Source organism: Trueperella sp. HMSC08H06 (assembly GCF_001808465.1).
Taxonomy (GTDB): Bacteria; Actinomycetota; Actinomycetes; order Actinomycetales; family Actinomycetaceae; genus Trueperella; species Trueperella bernardiae.
In genome coordinates, this window is the sequence record NZ_KV793344.1 from 174,042 (window position 1) to 194,664 (window position 20,623).

20 protein-coding genes are annotated in these 20,623 nt (G+C 66.8%); 14 read left to right on the top strand and 6 right to left on the bottom strand.

Annotation, left to right across the window (positions count from 1 at the left end; all coding sequences use genetic code 11):
• Positions 1–104: 104 nt before the first annotated feature.
• From rsgA to HMPREF3174_RS03160, 4 genes are all read right to left on the bottom strand, one after another.
• Complete coding sequence (gene rsgA / locus HMPREF3174_RS03145) at positions 105–1,121, bottom strand: ribosome small subunit-dependent GTPase A (RefSeq protein ID WP_062613411.1); 1,017 nt, start codon at positions 1,119–1,121, stop codon at positions 105–107.
• Positions 1,108–2,379 carry a 3-phosphoshikimate 1-carboxyvinyltransferase gene (gene aroA, locus HMPREF3174_RS03150; protein ID WP_070446462.1) on the bottom strand — a complete coding sequence of 424 codons (1,272 nt, stop codon included), beginning with the start codon at positions 2,377–2,379 and terminating at the stop codon, positions 1,108–1,110. Before aroA ends, rsgA begins: the two co-directional genes overlap by 14 nt.
• A complete protein-coding gene (locus tag HMPREF3174_RS03155; protein WP_062613413.1) occupies positions 2,376–2,843 on the bottom strand; it encodes a DoxX family membrane protein in 468 nt (155 codons plus the stop codon). Before HMPREF3174_RS03155 ends, aroA begins: the two co-directional genes overlap by 4 nt.
• A gap of 166 nt (positions 2,844–3,009) precedes the next feature.
• Positions 3,010–3,771: a FadR/GntR family transcriptional regulator gene (locus tag HMPREF3174_RS03160; RefSeq protein WP_070447840.1), complete on the bottom strand. Its 762-nt coding sequence runs from the start codon at positions 3,769–3,771 to the stop codon at positions 3,010–3,012.
• Between the two features lie 64 nt (positions 3,772–3,835).
• Between HMPREF3174_RS03160 and HMPREF3174_RS03165 the strand changes: the two genes are divergently transcribed.
• From HMPREF3174_RS03165 to HMPREF3174_RS03220, 14 genes are all read left to right on the top strand, one after another.
• Positions 3,836–5,416 carry an ABC transporter substrate-binding protein gene (locus tag HMPREF3174_RS03165; protein ID WP_062613415.1) on the top strand — a complete coding sequence of 527 codons (1,581 nt, stop codon included), beginning with the start codon at positions 3,836–3,838 and terminating at the stop codon, positions 5,414–5,416.
• A 133-nt stretch (positions 5,417–5,549) separates the two neighbouring features.
• On the top strand, positions 5,550–6,503 hold the full coding sequence (locus tag HMPREF3174_RS03170) for an ABC transporter permease (protein ID WP_062613416.1): 954 nt from the start codon (positions 5,550–5,552) through the stop codon (positions 6,501–6,503).
• Positions 6,504–6,506: 3 nt separating this feature from the next.
• A complete protein-coding gene (locus tag HMPREF3174_RS03175) occupies positions 6,507–8,588 on the top strand; it encodes a dipeptide/oligopeptide/nickel ABC transporter permease/ATP-binding protein (RefSeq protein WP_062613417.1) in 2,082 nt (693 codons plus the stop codon).
• Positions 8,585–9,388 carry an ABC transporter ATP-binding protein gene (locus HMPREF3174_RS03180; RefSeq protein ID WP_062613418.1) on the top strand — a complete coding sequence of 268 codons (804 nt, stop codon included), beginning with the start codon at positions 8,585–8,587 and terminating at the stop codon, positions 9,386–9,388. Before HMPREF3174_RS03175 ends, HMPREF3174_RS03180 begins: the two co-directional genes overlap by 4 nt.
• Before the next feature lie 9 nt (positions 9,389–9,397).
• The gene (locus HMPREF3174_RS03185; protein WP_062613419.1) at positions 9,398–10,312 is read left to right on the top strand and encodes a dihydrodipicolinate synthase family protein; all 915 of its coding nucleotides are present in this window, start codon (positions 9,398–9,400) and stop codon (positions 10,310–10,312) included.
• 9 nt (positions 10,313–10,321) lie between these two features.
• A complete protein-coding gene (locus HMPREF3174_RS03190; RefSeq protein WP_070447843.1) occupies positions 10,322–11,248 on the top strand; it encodes an ROK family protein in 927 nt (308 codons plus the stop codon).
• Complete coding sequence (locus HMPREF3174_RS03195; RefSeq protein ID WP_062613421.1) at positions 11,249–11,920, top strand: N-acetylmannosamine-6-phosphate 2-epimerase; 672 nt, start codon at positions 11,249–11,251, stop codon at positions 11,918–11,920.
• A gap of 16 nt (positions 11,921–11,936) precedes the next feature.
• A complete protein-coding gene (gene nagB / locus HMPREF3174_RS03200; protein WP_062613422.1) occupies positions 11,937–12,713 on the top strand; it encodes a glucosamine-6-phosphate deaminase in 777 nt (258 codons plus the stop codon).
• A complete protein-coding gene (locus HMPREF3174_RS03205; protein ID WP_062613423.1) occupies positions 12,710–13,876 on the top strand; it encodes an N-acetylglucosamine-6-phosphate deacetylase in 1,167 nt (388 codons plus the stop codon). Before nagB ends, HMPREF3174_RS03205 begins: the two co-directional genes overlap by 4 nt.
• A 53-nt stretch (positions 13,877–13,929) precedes the next feature.
• The gene (locus HMPREF3174_RS03210; protein ID WP_068538670.1) at positions 13,930–14,529 is read left to right on the top strand and encodes a sigma-70 family RNA polymerase sigma factor; all 600 of its coding nucleotides are present in this window, start codon (positions 13,930–13,932) and stop codon (positions 14,527–14,529) included.
• Entirely contained in the window at positions 14,529–14,822 is a 294-nt protein-coding gene (gene rsrA, locus HMPREF3174_RS03215) for a mycothiol system anti-sigma-R factor (RefSeq protein WP_062613425.1), read from the top strand. Before HMPREF3174_RS03210 ends, rsrA begins: the two co-directional genes overlap by 1 nt.
• Before the next feature lie 58 nt (positions 14,823–14,880).
• Positions 14,881–14,955 carry a 50S ribosomal protein bL37 gene (locus HMPREF3174_RS09645; protein ID WP_099981265.1) on the top strand — a complete coding sequence of 25 codons (75 nt, stop codon included), beginning with the start codon at positions 14,881–14,883 and terminating at the stop codon, positions 14,953–14,955.
• Positions 14,956–14,959: 4 nt separating this feature from the next.
• Positions 14,960–15,187 carry a hypothetical protein gene (locus tag HMPREF3174_RS09210; protein WP_101923637.1) on the top strand — a complete coding sequence of 76 codons (228 nt, stop codon included), beginning with the start codon at positions 14,960–14,962 and terminating at the stop codon, positions 15,185–15,187.
• Between the two features lie 48 nt (positions 15,188–15,235).
• Entirely contained in the window at positions 15,236–15,949 is a 714-nt protein-coding gene (locus HMPREF3174_RS03220; RefSeq protein ID WP_070446451.1) for a C40 family peptidase, read from the top strand.
• Positions 15,950–16,002: 53 nt separating this feature from the next.
• On the opposite strand, the gene HMPREF3174_RS03225 is transcribed toward HMPREF3174_RS03220, so the two are convergent.
• Positions 16,003–16,590, bottom strand: a complete 588-nt coding sequence (locus HMPREF3174_RS03225) for a GDSL-type esterase/lipase family protein (protein WP_082661162.1) — start codon at positions 16,588–16,590, stop codon at positions 16,003–16,005.
• Positions 16,591–16,674: 84 nt separating this feature from the next.
• The gene (locus tag HMPREF3174_RS03230; protein WP_070447847.1) at positions 16,675–20,406 is read right to left on the bottom strand and encodes a multifunctional oxoglutarate decarboxylase/oxoglutarate dehydrogenase thiamine pyrophosphate-binding subunit/dihydrolipoyllysine-residue succinyltransferase subunit; all 3,732 of its coding nucleotides are present in this window, start codon (positions 20,404–20,406) and stop codon (positions 16,675–16,677) included.
• Between the last annotated feature and the right edge of the window lie 217 nt (positions 20,407–20,623).

Here is a 20,623-nt window from a genome sequence, read left to right on the forward strand (position 1 = left end):
GCATAGCCGCTGATTGGCTTTCGCACGCCCCGCGCGCCCATCGAGCCCCGCGCACGACGCCGCCATGCCGGTTACGCCCCGGCCACCAGGCCCGCCCGGTGTGGCTAGGCCCAGTGGGGGTCCATCTTCTGGCGTGAATCGAGCAGGCGGTGGAAGGACTCAACACGGGCCATGAGCCGCTCGCCTTCCACCTCTTCGAGCGCGCATTCGAGCGCGCCGGGCTCGTGCGGGCAACCGCGCGGACAGTCTTCGGCCGCCTCGCGCAGATCCGGGAACCCGCGCAGCAGGTCCTCGGCCTCGACGTGCGCGAGGCCGAACGTGCGCACGCCTGGCGTATCGATGACCACGCCGCCGCCCTCGAGGCCGAAGGCCATCGCCGACGTCGACGTGTGCCGCCCGCGTCCCGTCACCTCGTTCACGTGCCCGGTCTCGCGCTCGGCGCTCGGCACGAGTGCGTTGATGAGCGTCGACTTCCCTACCCCCGAGTGCCCCACCAGCACCGACACGTGGCCTTCTAGCGCAGCGGCAATCTCACCCACGTCCGACGTCTCGCGCTTCTCGTCGATCGTGGAGGTGTAGATGTCGAGGTCGAGGTCGGCATACAGGTCGAGCAGCGCCTGGGGGCTGGCCAGATCCGACTTGGTGAGCAGCAGGATCGGGTGCATGTCGGCGTCGTAGGCGGCTACGAGGCAGCGGTCGATCATGCCGGGGCGCGGCTCGGGTTGGGCGAGCGCCGTGACGATGACCAGCTGGTCGGCGTTCGCCACGATGACCCGCTCGGTACCTGCCGCCTCCGACTCCTCGGCCGTGCGCCGCAGGGCCGTCTTGCGCGGGTCCACCTGGACGATCCGGGCGAGCGTGTCCTTCCGACCCGACAGGTCGCCCGTGAGGGCCACGATGTCGCCCACCACGATCGCACCGCGTGCCAGCTCCTTGGCCTTGACGGCCGTCACCTTTGTTCCGTCCTCGAGCGTGACGTGATAGCGCCCGCGATCCACCCGGTAGACTCGGGCGCGCGCGGCCTGGCTGTAGTCGGGCCGGATCTTCGTGCGCGGGCGCGAGCCCTTGCCCGGGCGCACCCGCACCCGGTGGTCGTCCGTGCCGATGTCACGCCTCGACATGCCCGAACGCCCCTTCCCACATCGCAACGAAGCCCGGCAGTGTCTTCGCTGTCGTCTCCACGTTCTGGACGCGCGAGCCCTCCAGGCGTAGCCCGAGGAGCGCGGCGAACGTGGCCATCCGGTGGTCGTCGTACGTGTCGAACGTGGCGGGGCGCCCGGCCCCGCCTTCGATCACCAGGTCATCGCCCTCCTCGCGGGCCGAAATCTCAGCGCGGCCAAGCTCGGTCACGAGCGCCGCGAGCCGGTTCGTCTCATGCCCGCGCAGCTGGCCGATGTTGCGCAGGCGCGACGTGCCGCCGGCAAACGCGGCGACGGCGGCCACGGTTGGCACGAGCTCGCCCACGTCCTTCATGTCGGCATCAAACGGCACGATGCGCTCCGGCCCGGTCAGCTCCAGTGTGCCGCCCTCCAGGCGCGCCCGCCCGCCCATCTGGGTAAAGATCCGACGGTAGGCATCCCCCGGCTGCGTGGTCGCCTCCGGCCAGCGCTCCACGCGCACGGTTCCGCCGGTCACCATCGCGGCGGCGAGGAATGCCCCCGCGTTCGAAAGGTCTGGCTCGATCGCTACCTCGCCCAGTCTGGGTACGCCGGGGGAGACCACCCAACGCTGCCCCTCGTCCACGACCTCGATCCCCGCCTCGCGTAGGACCTCCACCGTCATCGCGATGTGCGGTGCCGACGGGAGGCTAGCGCCCACGTGGCGCAGGTCGAGGCCGCGCTCCATCCGAGGCGCGGCGAGCAGCAGGGCGGAAACAAACTGGGAGGAGGCCGAGGCGTCGATATCGAGCTGGCCGCCGGCCACGCGGCCAGTCCCGTGCACGGTCAGTGGCAAAACGGGGGAGCCTTCGTGCTCGCCGGCTTCCACGCGCGCCCCGAGCCTGCCCAGTGCTTCCACGATCGCGCCCATCGGCCGCACACGGGCCGCCCGGTCGCCGTCGAGAACCACGGGATCACCCGCCAGCGCGGCGAGCGGCGGAATGAAGCGCATAACCGTGCCGGCAAGCCCACACTCGATGCGCCCGCCCCGGAACGGGCCCGGCTCCACGCGCCACGCATCGCCGCCGCGCACCACCCGCGCGCCCAGCGCCTCAAGGGCGCCGGCCATGAGCTCGGTGTCGCGCGCCACCAGCGGGTGGCGAATCACGGTCGGCTCATCGCCCAGGGCGGCAAGCACGAGGTACCGGTTCGTCAGCGACTTCGAGCCGGGGATGGAGAACGTGGCGTGGGCAGGGCCCGACGCGGGGGCCGGCCACGTCACCGGCTGGTACCGATGTGGGCGTTCTCGGAGACGTCCTTCGCCCACGTGGAGGCGCGCCAGCCGAGCGAGGGCCTGCCGCCCCGGTCGGTCGAGGCGATGAGGGCGCCACCGATGAGGCCGGCGTCGGCAACCAGCGCCGAAAGAGAGGCACGACGCGCGGGCCCAGACTGCTCCCAGAACGGGTTGCGGCCCAGCGACATCGGGATCTGCATCGCGCCCAGCATGAGGGCGGTAGAGCGCGGCATGCGCCCGCGCGCGAGCGAAACGCCGGCAACAGTGAAGACCGCACCCGTGACGCGGGTCAGCACGTCAACCGGGATGTCCTTCGTGGGCACGCCCGCCCGCTCGAGCACCCCGAGGATGCGTTCGGCGGCGGCACGGTGGCCGGCGGGCTTACGGATCGCGTCGATACCGGCGGCCACGAAGGGCGCCGCGAGCAGCGGGCGGGCAAGAGTGGAAAGCATGAGGTCCTCCGTTCGTCTGTGTGTCCAGTCTAATCGACCGCGCCGACACTGTCCGGACACAGCGCCATCACGCGCGAACAGACCCGCTCGGCGTCGCCCCTTGCCGGCCTGCGCGACGCCGTCCTTTGTCGGCTCGCCACGGGTCCGCCTTCGTGCCGCGCGGCGGTTAGCTCATCTCGAGGATGTCGGCGAGCGGGGCGTAGTGGTCGATGACCGCCTGGCGGTAGGCCGCCTCGTCGCCGGCCTCGGCCGTGAGGAGCATGCGCTCGTGGGCGCGCGCGGTCTGGAGCAGCCCGTCGTCCTGTTCCACGTCCAGATCGGGGATGAAGGTTTGGTGGATGAGCCACATCGCCGCGTTGAGCTGGGAGATCAGCTCGTTATCCAGGTAGGCCATGATCTCGTTGTGGAAGGCGCTGTCCTCTTCCATGTACCGCTCCCCGCGGGAGGCCTTCTCCACCATGCGCTCAACCAGCCGGTGCAGCTCCGGGTTGGCGGTGCCTTTCATCGCGGTGGTTACCGCAACGGCGACGCCCAGGTCGAGGAAGCGCCGCGTGGAGACCACCTGGCGCAGCGACTCCGTGCCCGAGGCCCGGTCGAGGGCGAAGCGCAACACGAGGGTTTCGACCATCGGCTCGAGCGACATGTCGCCCACGAAGGAGCCCCGGCCCTGGTGGACGCGGATGATGTCGAGCGCCTCGAGCTTGCGCAGGGCCTCGCGCACGGAGGAACGCGAAACGCCGAGCGCCTCGCACAGGGCCGCTTCGGTGGGAAGCGGATCTCCGGGCTTGAGGTCGTGTTGGATGATATAGGACTTGACGGCATCGATCGTGGCTGATGAGCGGTTCGTGGTTGGAATGGCGCTCTTCCCCGGCATCGTTGTCGGGGAGTACTTACTTAAAAGCACTTGCGCGGACTTGTCAGACAACATACGATGAGTGTACCCGATGAGAAGCGTTGGCGCTTCACATTTAACTCAATGGAGAGGAAACAACATGCGTTCTACAAAGCGCTGGGCGAAGTTGACGGCTGTCGCTGCCGCCACCACGCTCGCCCTGGCCGCCTGTGGCGGAGGAAGCTCGCAGACGCCGTCATCGTCCGGGACCACCGATTCGAACACCTCCACAGGTGGGGCCCCGTCCGGTCAGCTGAACCTGGGTGTCGCCTACGAGACCACGAACTACGATCCGTCCACCACCTCCTCGGCTCTGGCCATGGGTGCGAACTGGCACGTCGTTGAGGGTCTGTACGAGTTCGACATGTCCAACTACGAGCTCTTCCCGGCCCTGGCTGCCGGCGATCCGGTCAAGGTTTCGGACACCGAGTACGAGGTCACTCTGCGCGACGGCGCGAAGTTCTCGGATGGCACCGACGTCACCACGGCTGACGTGCTCGAGTCCTATGCCCGCACGACGGCCGACACCTCGATCTACAAGCAGTTCTTCAGCTTCGTCGATTCGGTCGAGGCGAAGGATGACAAGACGATCACGATCAAGACGAAGTACCCCTTCGCCGCCGTCGCTGAGCGCTTTGTCGATGTGAAGATCGTCCCCGCGGCCTCCACGCAGGAAGAGATGACCGCCAAGCCGATCGGCACCGGCCCGTACAAGTACGAGTCGATCACCAACACCGCGATCGAGGCCGTCCCGAACGAGCACTACAATGGCTCCAAGCCCGCCACCGTTGAGAAGATCCACTGGGATGTCCTCAAGGACGACGCGGCCCGTCTGGCTGCCGCCCTCGGTGGCACCATCGACGTGATGGAGACCGTCCCGTCGGCCACCAAGGATCAGCTCGCAGCCGCCGGCTGGACCCTGGACGAGGTTCCGGGCTACAACAACCCGTTCCTGATGTTCAACACCTCCAAGGCTCCGTTCGACAACAAGGACGTCCGCAAGGCCTTCCACTACGCGATCGACCGTGCGAAGCTGGTCAACGACGTGATGGGCGGCGACGCGACCGTTGCCACCTCCTTCCTGCCCGCTGCCAACCCGATGCACAAGGAGGCTGCCGAGCAGTTCACCTATGACACGGCCAAGGCTAAGGCTGCCTTCGAAGCCGCCGGCCTGAAGGAGATCACCCTCATCACCACCGATCACCCGTGGATCGCCAACCTCGCCCCGCAGATCCGCCAGGATCTCGAGGCCGCTGGCCTGACCGTCAACGTTCAGTCGATGGCCTCGGGTGACCTCTACGCGAACTTCGCCGACGTCGACAACCCGACCTTCGACGTCGCCCTCGCACCGGGCGATCCGTCGGTCTTCGGTTCCGACCCGGGCATCATCATCAACTGGTGGTACGGCGACAACGTGTGGACCCAGAAGCGTACGCAGTGGGCCAACTCCGCGCCCGAGCAGTTCGCCAAGCTCTCCGAGATCGTGACCGGTGCCGAGCAGGCCTCTGGTGACGAAGCGAAGAAGCTGTGGGGCGAGGCGCAGGATCTTATCGCCGATGAGGCTCCGCTCTTCCCGCTCTTCCACCGCACGATGATCACCGGCATCAACGGGGACAAGGTTGTGGGTGCCCACGGTATTGGCACCACCGGCCTCAACCTTGTCGGCGCTTCGGTCAAGTAACATCCATTCGAGTCAAAGAGTGGAGGGTAGGTCCTTCCGCCTACCCTCCACTTTTTGCACCCTCAGCCAGTTAGGGCAGCGCACATAGGTGCGCACTGACCTCAGCCCTCCCTCGTCGGAAGAGGAAATACAGATGAACAATCTGCTCAGACTTCTCGGGCGGCGCCTGATCGCGCTTCCCATCATGGTGATCGGCGTGACCCTGCTCGTCTTCTTCATCATGTCTCTCTCGCCGATCGACCCGGCCTACACGGCTCTCGGCGAGTTCGCGACGCCGCAGGCGCTGGAAGAGTTCCGCGTCGCACACGGCCTCAACGATCCCTTCTTTATCCAGTACGGCAACTATGTCATCAACATGTTCCAGGGAGACCTGGGCATCTACGGCGTCGGCGAAACCAACCGCGTGTCCGACATGGTGATGGGCGCACTCCCGGTCACCCTGTCTCTGACCTTCTTCGGCCTCATCATCGCTATCCTCGTTGCCTTCCCGCTCGGCATCCTCGCCGCCATCTACCGCGACCGCTGGCCAGATCAGGTCATCCGCGTTTTCTCGGTGATCTGCATCGGCACCCCGTCCTTCTGGCTCGCCTCCCTCCTGGTGCTGGCCTTCGTGGGCGGTTCGATCCCCGTCTCCGGTGGCCTGCCCGCGATGAGCGAAGACTTTGGCGGATGGTTCATGCGCATGCTGCTTCCCGCCTTCTCCCTGGCGGTCCCCGTGATCGGCCAGATGACCCGCGTGGTGCGAACCTCCATGGTGGAAGAGCTCGATAGGGATTACGTGCGCACCGCACTCGGCGCCGGCATCCCGCGCTCGGTCGTCATCGGCCGCAATGTTCTGCGCAACGCCCTCATTACCCCGGTGACCGTGCTCGGCCTGCGCGTTGGCTACCTCATGGGTGGCGCCGTCGTCATCGAGATCATCTTCGGCCTGCAGGGCATGGGCCGCGTGCTCATCCTCGGCATCCAGAACAACTGGGTCAACCTCGTGCAAGGCGGCGCGCTCGTGGTCGCGATCTCCTTCATCATCGTCAACATTGTGGTTGACATGCTCTACCTCCTCATCAACCCGCGTATTAGGTCGGTGTAACAGATGACTTCCAAGAAAAAGAAGCTCGAGAAGGTCACGGCGCCCGGAGCCCGTTTCTCGCGGATCAAGAACATGTCGCTCGGCGCGCGCCTGGCCATGGTGTTCCTCATCCTCATCTTCATCATTTCTTTCCTCTCCCCGCTGATCGCCCCCTACAACCCCAACGAGCTGGGCGGCCAGTGGCTCGCCCCCGGAGGCGAGCACCCGTTCGGCACGGACCACGTGGGCCGTGACATCCTGTCCCGCATCCTCTACGGTGGCCGCTTCTCGCTCATCATCGGCATCGCCGCCACCCTCGTGGCACTGGTCTTCGGCGCCCTCATCGGTGCGGTCGCCGCCGTGTCGCGCAAGTGGATCGGCGAAGTGATCATGCGCATCATGGACGTCATCATGGCCGTCCCCGGCATCGCAATGGCCGCGGTCATGGTGCTAGTCTTCTCCCGCCGCCTCGAGCCGGACAACGTGGTGGGCCTGGTAATCGTCATCATCTGCTCGATCGCCTTCGTCTACATCCCGCAGCTGGCCCGCATCGTTCGTGCGAACGTCATGAGCGCCTACGGCGAGGACTACGTGCGCGCGGTCATCGTCTCCGGTGCGCGTGCACCCTGGATCCTCATCCGTCACGTGGCCCGCAACACGGCCGCCCCGGTCCTCGTGTTCGCCACCGTGCTGGTTGCTGACGCGATCATCCTCGAGGCCTCGCTGACCTTCATCGGCTCGGGCCTGCAGTCCACGATGGTCCCCACCTGGGGTAACGTCCTGTCGGACGCGTCGTCGAACCTGTCGGTGTTGCTCGGCATGTGGTGGACGGCGCTCTTCCCGGGTCTGTTCATCATGCTCACGGTGCTATGCCTCAATATCCTGTCCGAAGGTATTACCGACGCGATGGTGGCGGCGCCGTCGTCGGCCCAGAAGGTCGAGGCCGTCACGGGCGCCCGCGAGCAGGACAAGCTGCTGCTCGACCCACGCCTCGCCTACGCCGCCCAGGCCGAATCGCTCAAGGCTCGCCTCGATCAGCTCGAGGTGGTCGAGTCCAAGCGCACGGACCGCTTCGTCGCCACCGCCACCGGCCAGCCGCTGCTGGAGGTGCGCAACCTGTCGATCAAGTTCCCGCGCCACGGCGACATCAACGTGGTCGACCACGTCAACTTCTCGGTCCGCAAGGGCGAGACGATGGGCCTGGTGGGCGAGTCCGGCTGTGGTAAGTCGATCACCGCGCTCACGGTCATGGGCCTCATCGACCCGCGCGCCGAGATCAGCGGCGAGATCTTCTACGAGGGTAAGGACCTTCTGAAGATGAGCGCCAAGGAGCGCCAGGCGCTGCTCGGCAACGAAATGGCGATGATCTACCAGGACGCCCTGTCCTCGCTCAACCCGGCCATGCTCATCCGCAGCCAGATGAAGCAGCTGACCTCGCGCGGCGGCACCCGCAGCGCCGAGGAGCTGCTGGAGCTGGTGGGCCTGGACCCGAAGCGCACGCTCGAGTCCTACCCGCACGAGCTCTCCGGCGGCCAGCGCCAGCGCGTGCTCATCGCCATGGCCCTCACCCGCGACCCGAAGCTCATCATTGCCGACGAGCCGACCACCGCCCTCGACGTGACGGTGCAAAAGCAGGTCATCGAGCTGCTCAACAACCTGCGCGAGAAGCTCGGATTTGCGATGGTCTTCGTCTCCCACGACCTGGCCCTCGTGGCCGAGGTCGCCCACAAGATCACGGTCATGTACGCCGGCCAGGTGGTCGAGCAGGCGCCGGCCTCGGAGCTGCTCACCCACCCCGTCCACGAGTACACCCGTGGCCTGCTCGGCTCGGTGCTCTCGATCGAGGCGGGCGCCGACAGGCTCCACCAGGTCCCCGGCACGGTCCCGTCGCCGAAGGACTTCCCGGCGGGCGACCGTTTCGCGCCGCGCTCCTCGCACCCCGACGTCGGGCTCACCACCCCGCCGCTGCGCATGGAGATCCCCGGACGCGACCACTACTACGCCGCCATCCCGGATTCGGCCTGGACCGACGCCGGCTACCCGGCCCCTGCCCAGCCCGGTGTCCCGGCGGGGCAGAACACTGAAGCGAAGGGAGAAGCACGATGAGCGAGACCCCGATCATCGAACTGCGCGACCTGCACGTCATCTTCAAGACCCGCGCCGGCACTATCTTCAACCCCACCAAGGTCCACGCGGTGGACGGGGTGTCGATGAAGGTCATGCCCGGCCAGGTGCTCGGCATCGTGGGCGAGTCCGGGTGTGGCAAATCCACCACCGCGAACGTCATGTGTGGCCTGCAGGAGGCCACCACGGGCCGGGTCTTCTTCAAGGGTGAGGAGGTGACGAAGCGTTCGGCTGCCGACCGCCGGAAGATCGGGCGCGTCGTCTCGGTCGTCTTCCAAGATCCGGCCACCGCGCTGAATGCCCGCATGCACGTGCGTGACCAGCTACTCGACCCGCTGCGCGTCCACGACATCGGCACCGAAGCCGAGCGTGACGCCCGCGTGGAGGAGCTGATCGCCCAGGTGGGCTTGCCGCAGTCGGCACTCGACGCGCTTCCCGGCCAGCTGTCCGGTGGCCAGCGCCAGCGCGTGGCGATCGCCCGCGCGCTCGCCCTGCGCCCGGACGCGATCATTGCCGACGAGCCGACGTCGGCCCTCGACGTGTCGGTGCGCGCCCAGATCCTCAACCTTCTCATGGACCTGAAGAACGAGCTGGGGCTCGCGATGGTCTTTATCTCCCACGACATCCAGACCGTGCGTTACATCTCCGACCGCATTGCGGTGATGAACAAGGGCAAGGTCGTGGAGGAGGGCCCGGCGAAGGAGCTCCTGGCCAACCCGAAGGACCCCTACACCAAGAAACTGCTCGGAGCGGCACCGTCGCTTCTCCATCCTCAACTGTAAGGAAGACCAATGAAAATCCGTGGAGTTGTCCCTCCCGTTGTCACCCCGCTCACCGCGGACGGCGCGCTCGACGTCGCCTCGTTTGAGCGTTCGATTAACCGCATGATCGACGCCGGAGTCGATGGCCTGTTCGTCCTCGGCTCCTCCGGCGAGGTCGTGTTCTCCACCGATGAGCGCCGCCGCGAGGTCATCGAGAACGCCGTGCGGATCGTGGCGGGCCGCGTGCCCGTGCTGGTCGGTGTCATCGACATGACCACCAAGCGCACGATTGAGCACGCTCGCGTGGCCAAGGAGCTCGGCGCCGACGCCATCGTCGCCACCGCCCCCTTCTACGCAATCCTGGGCCCGAAGGAGATCAAGCGTCACTTCCGCCTCGTCCACGAGGAGGTGGACCTGCCGCTGTTCGCCTACGACATTCCGGTGTGCGTGCACGTCAAGCTCGCCCCGGCGCTCATCCTCGAGCTCGCCCGAGAGGGCGTGCTGGCGGGCGTGAAGGATTCGTCCGGCGACGACGTCTCCTTCCGTTTCCTGGCCCAGGCCCGTGACGAGGAAAGCCTTGACCTGGCCCTGCTCACCGGGCACGAGGTCGTGGTGGACGGCGCCTACATGTCCCACGCGGACGGTTCGGTGCCGGGCCTGGCGAACGTTGACCCGGTCATCTTCGTCGAGCAGTGGCGCGCCTACCAGGCCGGCGATTGGGGCCGGGTGCGCGAGCTGCAGGATGAGGCGACCCGCCTCATGCGGATCGTCCAGGTCGCCTCTGGTGAGGTGGGCTTCGCGGCCGGCGTCGGCGCCTTCAAGACGGCGCTCATGCTGCTCGGCGTGTTCGAGACGAACACGATGCCCGAGCCCGTCCTCGCTCTTGAGGGTGAGAACGTGGAGGCCGTGGCCCGCGTGCTCCGGGAAACCGGGCATCTCAACTAGGAGGGGACCATGGCTGGTGCCGAGATCCTGACGATCGATATTGGTGGCACCAAGGTGGGTTGGGCTTTCGCCGACGCCGAGCACCTGTGCGTCGGCGAAAGCCAATCCATGAAGACTCTCGCTCGCGCTGGCGGTGCCGATGTGGCACGGCGCATCCGCGACATGGTGGTGGATGCGTGTGCTAACCGCTCTCTCCTCGGCATCGGAATCGCCAGCGCGGGTGTGGTCGACCCGGCCACGGGCGCGATCGTCTCAGCTACGAACACGATGCCCGGATGGGCCGGGACGCGCCTGGGGGAGATGCTGTCCCAGGCCACGGGCCTGCCCGTCCACGTCATCAACGACGTCCACGCCCACGGGCTGGGCGAGGCCGTCATGGGTGCGGGCAAGGGGGCGACGTCGGCGGTGTCGATGGCGCTCGGCACCGGGATCGGGGGCGCGCTCATCCGCGATGGCCAGATCGATTTTGGTGATCACTTCCTGTCCGGCCACTACGGGCACATCCACCACCACCTGGCCGAGGGCATGCCCTGCTCGTGCGGGCGCACCGGCCACATTGAGGCCATCGCTTCCGGGCATGGGATCACGAACTGGTACAACTCCCGCCGCGGCGCCGCCGACCCGGAGGTCACCAACGGCAAGGAGCTCCAGGACCTCGCCGAATCCGGCAACGAGCTGGCGCGGGCCGTCTTCAACGAGTCGGCTTACGCCACGGGCGAATCGCTCGCCACGCTTGCCAACTGTATCGACCCCTCCGTCATTGTTCTTTCCGGTTCGATGACGCGCTCGGGGGAGGAATGGTGGCAAAATGTTTACGCGGGATTTGTTGCGCGCGCAATGGACCCGGTCGCCACCGTGCCGATCAAGCTCGGCGAACTCGGTTCCGCCGCGCCCCTGTACGGGGCGGCGATCAACTTCATGAGGAAAGAAGTCTAAATGCATCAGCTCATCGAATCGCTGCGCGGGCGCCTGATCGTCTCCGCGCAGGCATACCCGGGCGAGCCTATGCGCCACCCTGAGACCATGGCACAGATCGCGCTCGCGGCCGAGCGTGGTGGCGCCGCCGCGATCCGCTGCCAGGGCCTGGCAGACATCGCCGCTATCAAGGGGCAGGTGGACGTGCCCGTCATCGGCCTGTGGAAAGAGGGTCACGACGGCGTCTACATCACCCCCACCCTGCGCCACGCGCGCGCCTGCATCATGGCCGGTGCGGACATCGTGGCGATCGACGCCACCCGCCGCCCCCGCCCTGACGGGCGCACCTACGCCGAGACGGTGGCCGAGCTGAAGAAGGACGACGCCCTCGTCATGGCCGACTGCGGCTCGTTTGACGACGCGGTGATGGCGGCCGAGGCTGGCTCCGACATCCTGTCGACCACCCTGTCCGGCTACACGGGCGAGCGCCCGAAGAGTGTGGGCCCGGACCTCGAGCTGTTGCGCGAGATCGTGACCGCCTTCCCCGACCTGCCGGTCTTCTGCGAGGGCCGCGTTCACACGCCCGAGCACGCCAAGGCCGTCATGGACGCGGGCGCCTTCGCGGTCGTCGTCGGCACGGCCATTACCCACCCGACCACGATCACGTCGTGGTTTGCAGATGCCATCAGTTAAGAAAGCGAGAAGAAACATGCAGATCGGAATTTTCAGCGACGAGACGGAACTTGCCAAGGCTGCCGCCGCTTACCTGATGAACACGATGAAGGGCGCCGAGCCGAAGAACCTCGGCGTCGCTACGGGCTCCACCCCGCTCGGGCTGTACGCCCAGCTGCGCGAGGCCCACGCCACTGGCGACTTCACGCTCGCGGACGCGAAGGCCTTCGCGCTCGATGAGTATGTCGGCATCGACCCGGCCCACCCGGAGGCCTACCGCAACGTGCTGCGTACCGAGCTCGTGGGGGATGAAAAAACGGGCCTGACGGAGGACAACCTCCACACGCCGAACGGTCAGGCCGACGATCCGTACGCGGCGGCCGAGGCCTACGACGCCGACATTCGCGACAACGGCGGGGTACACCTGCAGATCCTGGGGATCGGCGCCAACGGCCACATCGGCTTCAACGAGCCGGGCGTCTCGCTCGTCTCGCGCACGCACGTGGACGCGCTGACCCACCAGACCCGCAAGGACAACGCCCGCTTCTTCGAGGGCAACCTTGACCTGGTGCCGGACAAGTGCGTTACTCAAGGCCTGGGCACCATCATGGAGGCCAAGCACCTGCTCCTCATCGCTCTCGGCGAGAACAAGGCCGACGCGATCGCCGGCATGGTGGAGGGCCCGATCTCGGCCTCCTGCCCGGCGTCGATCACGCAGATGCACCCGTCGGTCGTCGTCTTCTGTGACGAGGCGGCCGCCTCGAAGCTGACGAACACCGACATGTACCGCACGCGCTGGGAGGTCCTCAAGTGATCGAGCTTCGCGGCAAGCTCCTTAACGGCTACGGCAAGATCGTCGGCTCGGGCGTGCGCTTGGAGGACGGCGTCGTGGCCGAGGTCTTCCCCGTGGAGGAAGGCGTGGAGGGCTGGGTGACACCGGGCTTTATCGACGTCCACTGCCACGGCGGCGGCGGGGCCTCCTTCCCCGACGACCCGAGCGCCGAGGGCGTGGATAAGGCCGTCGAGGCCCACCGCTCCTTCGGCACGACGGCGCTCATCGCCTCCACCGTCTCGCTCATTGACACGCTGACCCCGATCAAGGGGCTGGCGCAAGCGTGCGAGGAGGGCAAGCTGGTGGGCATCCACCTGGAGGGCCCCTACATTTCGCCCGCCAAGTGTGGCGCCCAGAACCCGGCCGCGATCCGTATGCCGGATCTGGATGAGCTGCGTGGGTGGCTCGAGGCCGGCAAGGGCTGGATTAAGACGATGACGATCGCGCCTGAGGTGGACAACGCCATCGAGGCCGCCCAGCTGCTCCTCGACTACGGGGCCGTGCCCTCGTGGGGTCACACCTCGGCCGACGAAGAGCAGACCCGCGCGGTCATCGAGGCCACCTCGGCCTACGCCGCGAAGATCGGCTTTGCTAAGCCACCGCAGATGGCCACTCACCTGTTCAACGCGATGCCCCCGCTCGGGCACCGCGCCCCGGGCCCGGTCCGCGAGCTCATGGCGGCGGCGCGCAGGGGAGAGGCGGTGGTCGAGCTCGTGGCCGACACGGTCCACGTCCACCCCGACCTGGTCGCCGACGTCGTTACCTTCATCCAGCGAGAGAACCCGCTCGGCGTGGTCTTCGTGACCGACGCGATGGAAGGTGCGGGCATGCCGGACGGCAAGTACGTGCTCGGCGGGCAGGATGTGGATATTGTCGACGGCGTCGCGCGGCTTTCGCGCAACGGCGCCATTGCGGGCGGCACTGCTCGCGTGGCCGAGGAGGTCCAGCGGATGGTCCGCGGCGGGTACCTCGACATGGAGGCCGCCGTGCGGTGCGGGGTGGGAGCCCCGGCCCACGCCGTCGGGCTGACCCAAGCCGACCCGGGCGTGACCCTCGAGTGGAAGGTGGGGGAGCCGGCGAATGCCGTCGTCTTCACCGAAGACCTGGAGGTCACCACGATCGTCCGGGAGGGCGTAGCAAGGTAGCTCACAGGGCGCCGCGGGAATAGACCGCGGCGCCTTGTGCGTTTGCCCCGGTGATGGATGGAGGAGATGCCGTGACGGTCGAGGAGACGCCCGAGGAGCGCACCGCCCGCTTTGAGCGCGACGCGATGCCCTACCTCAACCAGCTCTACGGCGCAGCCCTGCGGCTCACCCGCAACCAGCAGGACGCCGAGGACCTCGTCCAGGAGACCTTCGCCAAGGCCTTCGCCTCCTTCCACCAGTTCACGCCAGGCACCAACCTCAAGGCGTGGCTGTACCGGATCCTCAACAACGCCTTCATCTCCTCCTATCGCAAGCGCCAACGCCGGCCCCAGGAGGCCGCGGCCGAGGTGGAGGACTGGCAGGAATACAAGGCCTCGTTCCACCACTCGCGCGGGCTGGAGTCCGCCGAGATGCTCGCGCTCGAACTGTTGCCGAACGAGGATATCCGGCAGGCACTCGACCAGCTTTCGGACGAGCGCCGTACGGCGGTCTACCTGGCCGACGTGGAGGGTTTTAGCTACCAGGAGATCGCGGACATCATGGGCACCCCGATCGGGACCGTCATGTCACGCCTGTACCGGGGCCGCACCCAGTTGCGTGAGGCCCTGCGCGACTACGCGCGCGATCTGGGATATGTCAAGGAGAACGTGTGATGAAGGAGTTTGACGAGCTCATGTCCAAACTCGAGGCCTGCACCTGCCACGGGGAGTGCACGTGCGCCCAGTGCGGCTGTGAGGAGGTGCTCGACCACCTTTTCGAGCTGGTGGATGACGAGATTTCCGACGATGACGCCCGCCGCCTTCTCCGCCACGGCGCCACGTGTAGGGCGTGCGCGGCGAGGATCGAGGAGGAGATCGTGGTGCGCAAGGTGATCCGCCGCGGGTGCTGCTCCCAGGAGGCGCCCGAGTCTTTGCGTACGAAGATCACACACATCGTTGGCGAGTAGGTTGGTAGGATACCGGCTGAAAAGATACACTTGAGACCTATCTACCGGAGGAGTAAACATGTCGAAGCGTGGACGGAAGCGCAAGGATCGCAAGAAGAAGAGTGCGAACCACGGCAAGCGCCCCAACGCCTAGGTAAATGGTCGGAGTTGTCTCCGGCCATTTCTTTTTGCCCGGGTTTCTCCGCTGGGTTTCCTGCCGGCTTGCCGCCGGTTTGAATTTACTGGACGATTCCAGGGTGATCTTCGTATATGAGCAGATCGGCCCGGAATCGTCCAAAACTCTTCAATCGGCCAGCATATATTCGCCCGCGGGCGGGCCTGTGAAGTCGTCCACAGGTGTGGACGATGGTGTGATCCTGCTGTGATCCTTTGTTATGGTTTCGTTATCAAATGATTGTCTGACAAGGAGCCTCATGTCTCGTGCCGATCGTCGCGTGATCAAGCAGCGCAACCACTCCGCTACTCGCATCACCACCGCGTCCACATTCGCGGCATCGACCATGGTGGGTATGGTTGCCCCTATCGCTTTCGCTGATACCGAGGCCGAGCCGGCGGCCCGGCCTGAGGCCGTTGCCCCTGCGGTCGTTGCCCCTGAAGCTTCCTCCGCGTCGCTGGCCACCACCGCCGAGGGTGAGTGGCAGTTCGAGGCCGTGACTGTTGAGGCCGAGAGCCCGGCCGTTGCCGCGCCGGCCGTCGAGACCGCGCAGACCGCCCAGGCCGCGCAGACCGCCCGCGCGGACTCCTCCGAGGCGGCGACCGAAGCCACCTACGCAGAGCCTGCCGCGGCCCCCGCCCCGGCAGCCTCCGGCATTGTGGGAATCGCGCGTTCCTACGCCGGCTCCGCGTACGTCTACGGCGGCACGTCGCCCGCCGGCTTTGACTGTTCGGGCTTCACCTCCTACGTGTACGCGCTAGCCGGCATCTCCTTGCCGCGCTCGTCTGGCTCTCAGCTGTACGCCGGCCAGCAGGTCTCCGCCGCGGAGGCCCAGCCTGGTGACCTCGTGTGGTGGCCCGGCCATGTGGGCATCTACACCGGCAATGGCCAGCACATCGCGGCCCGCAACCCTGCCACGGGCGTCATGGAGGGGCCGATCTACGGTAACCCGATCTACATCCGCGTCGGCTAAGACGCACTGAACTGAAGAGGGGGAGCGCGATCCGCGCTCCCCCTTTCAACGTGCTAGTCGGCCGTGGGCGGCTCGATGCCCAGCCAGCGGTGCCAGCCCTTGTGGAGCACCAGCCAGGTCATGAGGCCGTAGCCGGCCTGGCGGGGGCAGTAGGAGTCGGCGGAGGTGGCCATGTCAGTCAGCCACTGTTCGTGATCGCGCAATGGATTGTAGGTGTCGACGAATGGGATCTGGCGCCTCTCGCACACCTCGGAAAAGGCCCGGGTGAGCTCGGCCTGGTCGCGGGCAGCGATGTTGAGCCGCGGCGGCGGGCCCACCACGAAGGGGCTCATGCCCCGGCGCACGGCCGTGTCGAGCATGTTGGCCAGGTACAGGCGAGAGCGCGAAGTTGAGGTGACCGACAGGTCGTGTGAACCGAGGCCAACCACCAGGCGGTTGTCGGCGTCGCGATCGAGGCGGGGGAGCACCTCAGCCTCCCAGCGTGACACCAGCCGGTCGGTGGTTTCGCCGGGATAGGCGAGCGAGATCGGCATGAGGGGTGGGTCGCTTGGGGAGCGCGCGATGGTGCGCCCCACCCAGCCCAGGGCGCGGGCATCGCCGTAGCCCGCCACCAGTTCGTCGCCTACGAAGAATACTCGGATGCTCACACGCCCATTATAGAGTACGTGGCCCCCACCCGAAGGCAGGGGCCACGTGGTCGGCAATATCTCGGTGTTATCGCGCCATTACCGCGCGAAGGCCTGGCGCATGAGCTCCTCGGCCTCGATACGATGGCGGCCGATCATGCCCGCGGCTGTCGAGGCGGCGGCCGGGCGCGAGATGCGCGTGATACCGCGGTCGAGCTCCACGAACATGTCGAGCGCGAAGTGCGCCCAGGCGCCCTGGTTGGCGGGCTCGTCCTGCACCCAGAACACCTCGGCGTTCGGGTACTTGTCGAGCTCAGCGCGAAGCTCCTCCACCGGGTTGGGGTAGAGCTGCTCGACGCGGATGATCGCGGTGCGGTCATCGCCCTTCTTGGCACGCTCCTCGATGAGGTCGTAGTAGATCCTTCCGGTGCACAGCAGCACCCGATCCACGGTGCCGAGCTCCTGGGTCTCGCCGATCACCTTTTGCACCGTGCCCGAGGTGAACTCCTCCACCATCGAGTCCGCGCCCTTGCGGCGCAGGAGCTGCTTGGGGGAGAAGACGATCATGGGCTTGCGCGGGCGGCGGTAGGCCTGTTCGCGCAGCATGTGGAAGTAGTTTGCCGGGGTGGAGGGCTGAACCACGATCATGTTGTCCTCCGCGCACAGCTGCAGGTAGCGCTCGATGCGGGCCGAGGAGTGGTCCGGGCCCTGGCCCTCGTAGCCGTGGGGGAGCAGCAGCACGATCGACGCCGTCTGGTGCCACTTTTGTTCGGCGGAGGAGATGAACTCGTCCACCACGGTCTGGGCGCCGTTGGCGAAGTCGCCGAACTGGGCCTCCCACAGCACGAGCGCGTCTGGGCGTTGCACCGAGTAGCCGTACTCGAAGGCCATGATCGAGTACTCGGAGAGGGCCGAGTCGTAGATCTTGAACCGCGCCTGGTCTTCGGTCAGGCCCATGAGCGGCGTCCACTCCTCGCCCGTCACCAGGTCGTGGGCCACGGCGTGGCGCTGGGTGAACGTGCCGCGGCGCGAATCCTGGCCGGACATGCGCACGGGCACGCCCTCGATGAGGAGGGAGCCGAAGGCGAGCAGTTCGCCAAAGCCCCAGTCGATGTGGCCTTCGTGGGCCATCTTGTTGCGCTTGTCGAACAGCGCCATGATCTTCTTGTGCAGGGTGAAGCCCTCCGGCGGGGTGGTGTGGGCCCGGCCGATGCGCTGGAGGATTTCGGGGGAGACGGCGGTGGTCCAGCCGACCATCGTGCCGGCGTCCTCCTGCTGGGAGGCGGGCATGCCGAGCGCGTCGGCGGCGTCGGCCTCGTCGTTTTCGGCCTTCTTCTCCGCCTCGCGCGCGTCCTGGAACGCCTTCTCGAGTAGGGCGTGGAAGTCGTCCTCCACCTTGGCGGCCTGCTCGTCAGAGATGTCGCCGCGGCCGAGCAGGGCCTCCTGGTATAGCTGGCGCGTGGTGCGCTTTTCGTCCACTAGGGAGTACATGATCGGCTGGGTCATCGACGGGTCGTCGCCTTCGTTGTGGCCGCGCTTGCGGTAGCAGATGATGTCGAGGATGACGTCCTTCTTGAACTGCATGCGGTAGTCGTAGGCCATGCGGGCCATCCGGCACACGGCCTCCGGGTCGTCTCCATTGACGTGGAAGATTGGCAGCTGCAGGCCCTTGGTGATGTCGGTGGTGTAGCGCGAGGAGCGCGAGTTCGACGGGGCGGTGGTGAAGCCGATCTGGTTGTTGACGATGATGTGGATGGTGCCGCCGGTGCGGTAGGCGGGCAGCTGGGAGAGGTTGAGCACCTCGGTGACCACGCCCTGGCCGGAGAAGGCCGCATCGCCGTGAATGAGGAGGGGGACCACGGCGCCGCCGTCGTCGTCGAGCTGGTCCTGCATGCCGCGCACCACGCCCTCGAGCACGCCGTCGGCTGCCTCGAGGTGGGACGGGTTCGCGGCGAGGTATACGCCCACCTGGTCGCCGCGGGCGGAGGTGTAGGTGCCCTCGGTGCCGAGGTGGTACTTGACGTCGCCCGAGCCCGGCTTGCGCGGGTCCATCACCCCGTCGAACTCGGAGAAGACCTGGCCGAAGGACTTGCCGGCGATGTTGGTCAGCACGTTGAGACGGCCGCGGTGGGCCATGCCGATGGCGACCTCGTGCAGCCCGTCGTCGGCGGCGCCGTCCAGGATCGAATCGAGGGCCGGGATGAGGGACTCGCCGCCTTCGAGCGAGAAGCGCTTCTGTCCCACGTACTTGGTTTGGAGGAAGACCTCGAAGGCCTCGGCCTGGTTGAGCTTTTCGAGGATCCGCACGCGTTGTTCGGGCGTGGTGGCCTCAGGCGTGCGCTCGAGGCGTTCCTGGAACCACTTGCGCTGGACCGGGTCCTGGATGTGCATGTACTCGATGCCCACGGTGCGGCAGTAGGCCTCGCGCAGGTTGGTGAGGATCTGGCGTAGCGTGAGGTGGCTGGTGCCGGCGAAGCCGCCGGTGGGGAAGGAGCGGTCGAGGTCCCACAGGCTGAGCCCGTAGGAGCCGATCTCCAGGTCCGGGTGGCGGCGCAGGTGGAAGGATAGCGGGTCGGTGTCCGCGATGAGATGGCCGCGCGAGCGGTAGGCGTGGATCAGTTCGGCGATGCGGGCGGGCTTGCCGAGTTCGCGTTCGGCGTCGTACTCGATGTCCTTTTCCCACACGACGGGCGTGTAGGGCACGCGCAACGAGAGGTAGACGCGCTCGTAGAAGCTATCCTCGCCGAGCAACTTGTTTTCCATGAGGCGCAGGAAGCGCCCGGAGGTGGCGCCCTGGATGACGCGGTGGTCGTAGGTGGAGCCGATGTGGACCACCTTCGACACGCCCAGGCGGGCGATCGTCTCATCGGCGGTGCCCTGGAATTCGGGCGGGTAGGTCATGGAGCCGACGCCCACGATGAGCCCCTGGCCGACCATGAGGCGCGGCACGGATTCGGTGGTGCCGAGCCCGCCGGGGTTGGTGAGTGTGGCGGTGGTGCCTTGGTAATCCTCGATCGTGAGCTTGCCCGCGCGCCCGCGGTCTACCAGCTCCTCGTAGGCGGCCACGAACTCGGAGAACGTCTTCGTCTCGGCGGCCTTGATTGAGGGAACGACGAGCGTGCGTGTGCCGTCGGGCTTGGCGACATCGATCGCGATGCCCAGGTTGACGTGCTTGGGTTCGACCAGGGACGGCTTGCCATCCTCGATCGAGTAGGCCACGTTCATCTCTGGCATTTCGGCCAGCGATTCGACCATGGCGTAGGCGATGAGGTGGGTGAAGGAGATCTTGCCGCCGCGGGAGGCCGCGAGGAAACGGTTGATGACGGCGCGGTTGTCGAACATGACGCGCGCGGGCATGGCGCGCAGCGAGGTGGCGGTGGGGATGGACAGTGAGGCGTCCATGTTCTTCGCCAGCCCGCGGTCCCCGCCCTTGAGGGCCGTGACGTCCTTGGCCTTGGGGTCCATGTCCGCTTCGGCGCTGGCCGGGCGGAGGGAGTAGGACGTGGCGTAGGGGGTGATGGCGGGGGCGGCCGCGGCGCGCGGTTGCGGGGGCAGGTCGGAGCGGGTGACGTTCGTGGTGGGGGTGGAAGCGCGATCGGCTTGGGAGTGGACGGCGCGCTGGGCGGGCGTCACTTCCTTTTTCGGCTCCGGGGTGTTCACGACGCCGGCCTCGCTCGCCGCGCCCGCAGGCTTGCGGCCCTGTGCTTCCCAGCTACGGAACATCTCGGCCCACTGGGGGCCGACCCCGTCCTTGTTTTGAAGGTATGCCGCGTAAAGATCTTCGATAAAACCCTGGTTCGCGCCAAAATCATCGGAGTTGGTTGACGACACTGTCTGCCTCACTTGTTCGTTGGATGACCGATGTATCCAAGCCTAGTGATCTTTCTTTCGCACGGGGGAGCAAAGTCCCAAAACTGGCCTCAAATCGGGGTGTTTTCGCCGGTCAAAATCTCTTAGCGTCAAGAAAACTCCCGTGATGATTCAAGAATTCCCCTGTGGGCGAGGGCGGGGCCGCAGCGCGCCCAGGCGGTGGGTTACGATGGTGGGT